Genomic DNA, 3,428 nt, shown 5'->3' on the forward strand with positions numbered 1-3,428 from the left:
GTGCGGACACAGCCATCCGCAGTAGAGGCGGCCGTAGTGCCAGGCGACCGTCATGAAGGCGGCCGCCAGGGCCACCGGTGGGAGAATGCCGCGCAGCACGATGGACAGTGCGGTCGCGGCCGTGGTGGCCTCTCCGCGCACGAAGGCATCGATGCCGAGCGACCAGCGGAAGCCGAGCACCCACAGCTGCGTCTCGTTGAGGTCGAAGCGCAGCAGGTCGAGTGCGGGAGCGAGAATGAAGAGCAGAAAGAACCCGGCCTGCAGCGTGCGCCGCCGGCGCTGCAGCTTCGCCCAGCGGGTGGATTCGACGGCAGCGACAGCGGGCAGCGCCGCCGTGGCTTCAGGGGGCATCGCCGATCACCGCGCGCACGACTTCGGAGAGCGCATCGGCGGTCTCGATGTCATCGGTCAGCGCGTCGACGATGGCTGCGCGGCAGGCTGCGGGCAGCGGCAGCCCGGAGGCCGCAAGGCGCGCCGCCATCACCAGCAGGCGCGTGCTGGCGGTTTCCTCGAGATCGTGGTCGGTGAGCCGGCGCAGCGCCTGAGCGAGTTCCACCAGTCGCGCCGCGACCTCGGGCGTGCAGCGCCCCTCCGTTTCGACGATGGAAAGCTCCACTGCCGGCACCGGGTAGTCCAGCTTGAGCGCGACGAAGCGCTGCCGTGTGCTCGGCTTCAACCCCTTCAGCACGTTCTGGTAGCCGGGGTTGTAGGAGATCACCAGCATGAAGCCGGGGGCCGCCTTGAGGATCTCTCCGGTGCGCTCCAGCGGCAACACGCGGCGATCGTCCGCCAGCGGATGCAGCACGACGGTGGTGTCCTTGCGCGCTTCGACGATCTCGTCGAGATAGCAGACGGCGCCTTCGCGCACGGCGCGGGTCAGCGGTCCGTCACACCAGACCGTGTCGCCGCCACCGATGAGATGGCGACCCACCAGATCGGCGGCGGTGAGATCGTCGTGACAGCTCACGGTCACCAGCGGGCGGCCGAGACGCGCCGCCATGTGTTCGACGAAGCGCGTCTTGCCGCAGCCGGTCGGCCCTTTGATGAGCAGCGGCAGCCGGTTGGCATGGGCGTGCTCGAAGAGCCCGCACTCGTCCCCCTGCGGGGCGTAGAAGGGCAGCGCAGCGAGCGGGGGACGGATCGCCGCCGGCCTCATCGCGTGCGGTTCATGCACCCTGCAGTTGGCCGCGGACGCCTACCGGGATTTCCTCCTCGTCCGCGGCCGGGCCGACGAAGAAGCTCGTGAGATAGACGAGCAGTCCGAGCAGGAACAGGACACCGCCCCCGACGCGCGACCAGTAGAAGAATCGCAGCTGATCCTGAACCGCCATGAACGGCATCGCGCCCTGCGTGGGAATGCGCTGCAGCCATACCTGAAGAATGCCGGCGGCGGTGAGCGACAGCACCATCACCGCCATGCCGATCGTCATGATCCAGAAGCTCCACATTTCCCACGCCTGGGCGCGGCGCGGGTTGGCCTCGCGACCGCGCAGGATGGGCATCGCATAGCTGATCATCGCAATCACCACCAGCACGTAGGCGCCGTAGAACGCCAGGTGGCCGTGCGCCGCAGTGATCTGGCTGCCGTGTGTGTAGTAGTTGACGGGGCTCAACGTGTGGATGAAACCCCACAGCCCGGCGCCGAGAAAGGCCATCACCGCTGTGCCGACGGCCCACAGCACCGCCGCCTGGTTGGGATGCTCGCGCTTGCGCCGCTGCACCATGTTGAAGGCGAAGAGCGTCATCATGAAGAACGGGATGGGTTCGAGCGCGCCGAACACGCTGCCTACCCAGCTCCAGTAGCCCGGCAGACCGATGAAGAAATAATGGTGCCCTGTGCCCAGGATGCCGGTGACCAGAGCCATGGCGATGATGAGGTACAGCCACTTGTCGATGACCTCGCGGTCGACACCCGTGGTCTTGATGAGCACGAAGGCGAGCAGCGCGCCGAGGATAAGCTCCCACACGCCCTCGACCCACAGGTGGACGACGAACCACCAATACATCTTGTCGCGCACCAGGTTGCTGGGGTTGACGAAGGCGAACAGGAACAACAGCGCGAGGCCCCACAGACCCATCAGCAGCACGAGCGAGATCGCGGTCTTGCGGCCCTTCAGCACGGTCATGGTGATGTTGAAGAGCAAGCCGAGCGCGACCACCACGATGCCCACCTTCGTGGGCAGCGGCTGCTCCAGAAACTCGCGGCCCATCGTCGCGAGGAAGTCGTTACCCGTCATCTGTGCCAGCGTTGCGTAGGGCACGAGCAGGTAGCCGAGAATGGTGGCCGCACCGGCCGCCAGGAATACCCAGAACAGCAGCTTGGCGAGGAAGGGGCTGTAGAGCTCGGTCTCGGCTTCCTCGGGAATGATGTAGTAGGCCGCTCCCATGAAACCCATCAGCAACCAGACGATGAGCAGGTTGGTGTGCACCATGCGGGCGATATTGAACGGGATCGCCGGGAAGAACAGATCACCGATGACGTACTGCAGCCCGAGCGTGAGGCCGAACACGATCTGCCCGACAAAAAGGCCGATCGCCGCGATGAAGTAGAGCTTGGCGACCGACTGCGACTTGAACCTGACGGTGGCGGTTCTCATGGTGGTGGTCTCCTTTAGCCTTCGATGTTCGGCGGCCACTTCTCGGTGTTCACGCCATTGGTCCACTTGAAGAATTCGACGAGATCGTCGAGCTGCGCCTCGGTGAAGTTGAATTGCGGCATCTGGCGCCGCCCCGGCGCACCCGTGGGTTGCGCCTTGATCCACGCCTTGATGAAGTCGGGGCCACGTCGCTGGTAGACGTTCCCGAGTTCGGGGGCGAAGTACGCGCCCTCGCCGAGCAGCGTGTGACAGCCGATGCAGTTGCGCGTCTCCCAAAGGTGTTTCCCGCGAACCACGGCCGGCGTGATCTCGGCGGAATTGGAGCGCTCGGGGATGCGGTTCTCGGTGTCGAATATGATTGCTACGAACAGCAGCACGAAAAATACCGTGCCCCCGTAGAAAATGTTGCGCGCCATCTGGCTGTTGAAGCTTCTCATAACAAATCAAATCTCCGTGGGCGGCTCGGTCGGGTCGGGGCGATCCTGCAACCGGAACAGTGGGTGTGACGACGAGGACGATTATACCCGCCGGGAGTTGTCTTCGCGGTCAGCGGGCGTTGCGGAAACGCCAAAATATCGGATGGCGTCTCTCGCAGCGGAGAGACACGGCAGTCGCGTCGAGCATGGTGGATGCGACGGCGCGGCTTGGGCACGTCCGTTGTCAACCGTGGTTCGGTAATGGACTGATCGTCCCGGTTACGCGCCGTCGAGCAGCAGCCGGATGTCATGGACCAGGAACGCGGCGCCCTTACCGTAGCCATGGTAGAGCCGCAACCGGCCCTCCGGATCGAAGATGAAGGTCCCGGCCGAGTGATCGATGAGGTAGTTCTCC

General features: G+C 64.9%; 5 protein-coding genes. All 5 read right to left on the reverse strand.

Annotation, left to right across the window (positions count from 1 at the left end):
• Positions 1-351 (reverse strand): 4Fe-4S binding protein (locus JNK68_03825; GenBank protein MBL8539480.1); only part of this gene is annotated, 351 nt, incomplete at its 3' end.
• Positions 341-1,156 carry an AAA family ATPase gene (locus tag JNK68_03830; GenBank protein ID MBL8539481.1) on the reverse strand — a complete coding sequence of 272 codons (816 nt, stop codon included), beginning with the start codon at positions 1,154-1,156 and terminating at the stop codon, positions 341-343. The genes JNK68_03825 and JNK68_03830, both read right to left, overlap by 11 nt.
• A 10-nt stretch (positions 1,157-1,166) precedes the next feature.
• Complete coding sequence (locus tag JNK68_03835; GenBank protein MBL8539482.1) at positions 1,167-2,597, reverse strand: cbb3-type cytochrome c oxidase subunit I; 1,431 nt, start codon at positions 2,595-2,597, stop codon at positions 1,167-1,169.
• A gap of 14 nt (positions 2,598-2,611) precedes the next feature.
• The gene (locus JNK68_03840; GenBank protein ID MBL8539483.1) at positions 2,612-3,034 is read right to left on the reverse strand and encodes a cytochrome c; all 423 of its coding nucleotides are present in this window, start codon (positions 3,032-3,034) and stop codon (positions 2,612-2,614) included.
• Between the two features lie 258 nt (positions 3,035-3,292).
• Positions 3,293-3,428, reverse strand: a 136-nt coding sequence (locus JNK68_03845; protein MBL8539484.1) for an SCO family protein, incomplete at its 5' end; no start/stop codon positions are given.

It is taken from the genome of Betaproteobacteria bacterium (assembly GCA_016791345.1).
Taxonomy (GTDB): domain Bacteria; phylum Pseudomonadota; class Gammaproteobacteria; order Burkholderiales; family JAEUMW01; genus JAEUMW01.

Excerpts from the sequence above, each read along its gene's own strand:
- JNK68_03835 (MBL8539482.1), bottom strand. The coding sequence starts at position 2,597 with ATGAGAACCGCCACCGTCAGGTTCAAGTCGCAGTCGGTCGCCAAGCTC.
- JNK68_03830 (MBL8539481.1), bottom strand. The coding sequence starts at position 1,156 with ATGAGGCCGGCGGCGATCCGTCCCCCGCTCGCTGCGCTGCCCTTCTAC.
- JNK68_03840 (MBL8539483.1), bottom strand. The coding sequence starts at position 3,034 with ATGAGAAGCTTCAACAGCCAGATGGCGCGCAACATTTTCTACGGGGGC.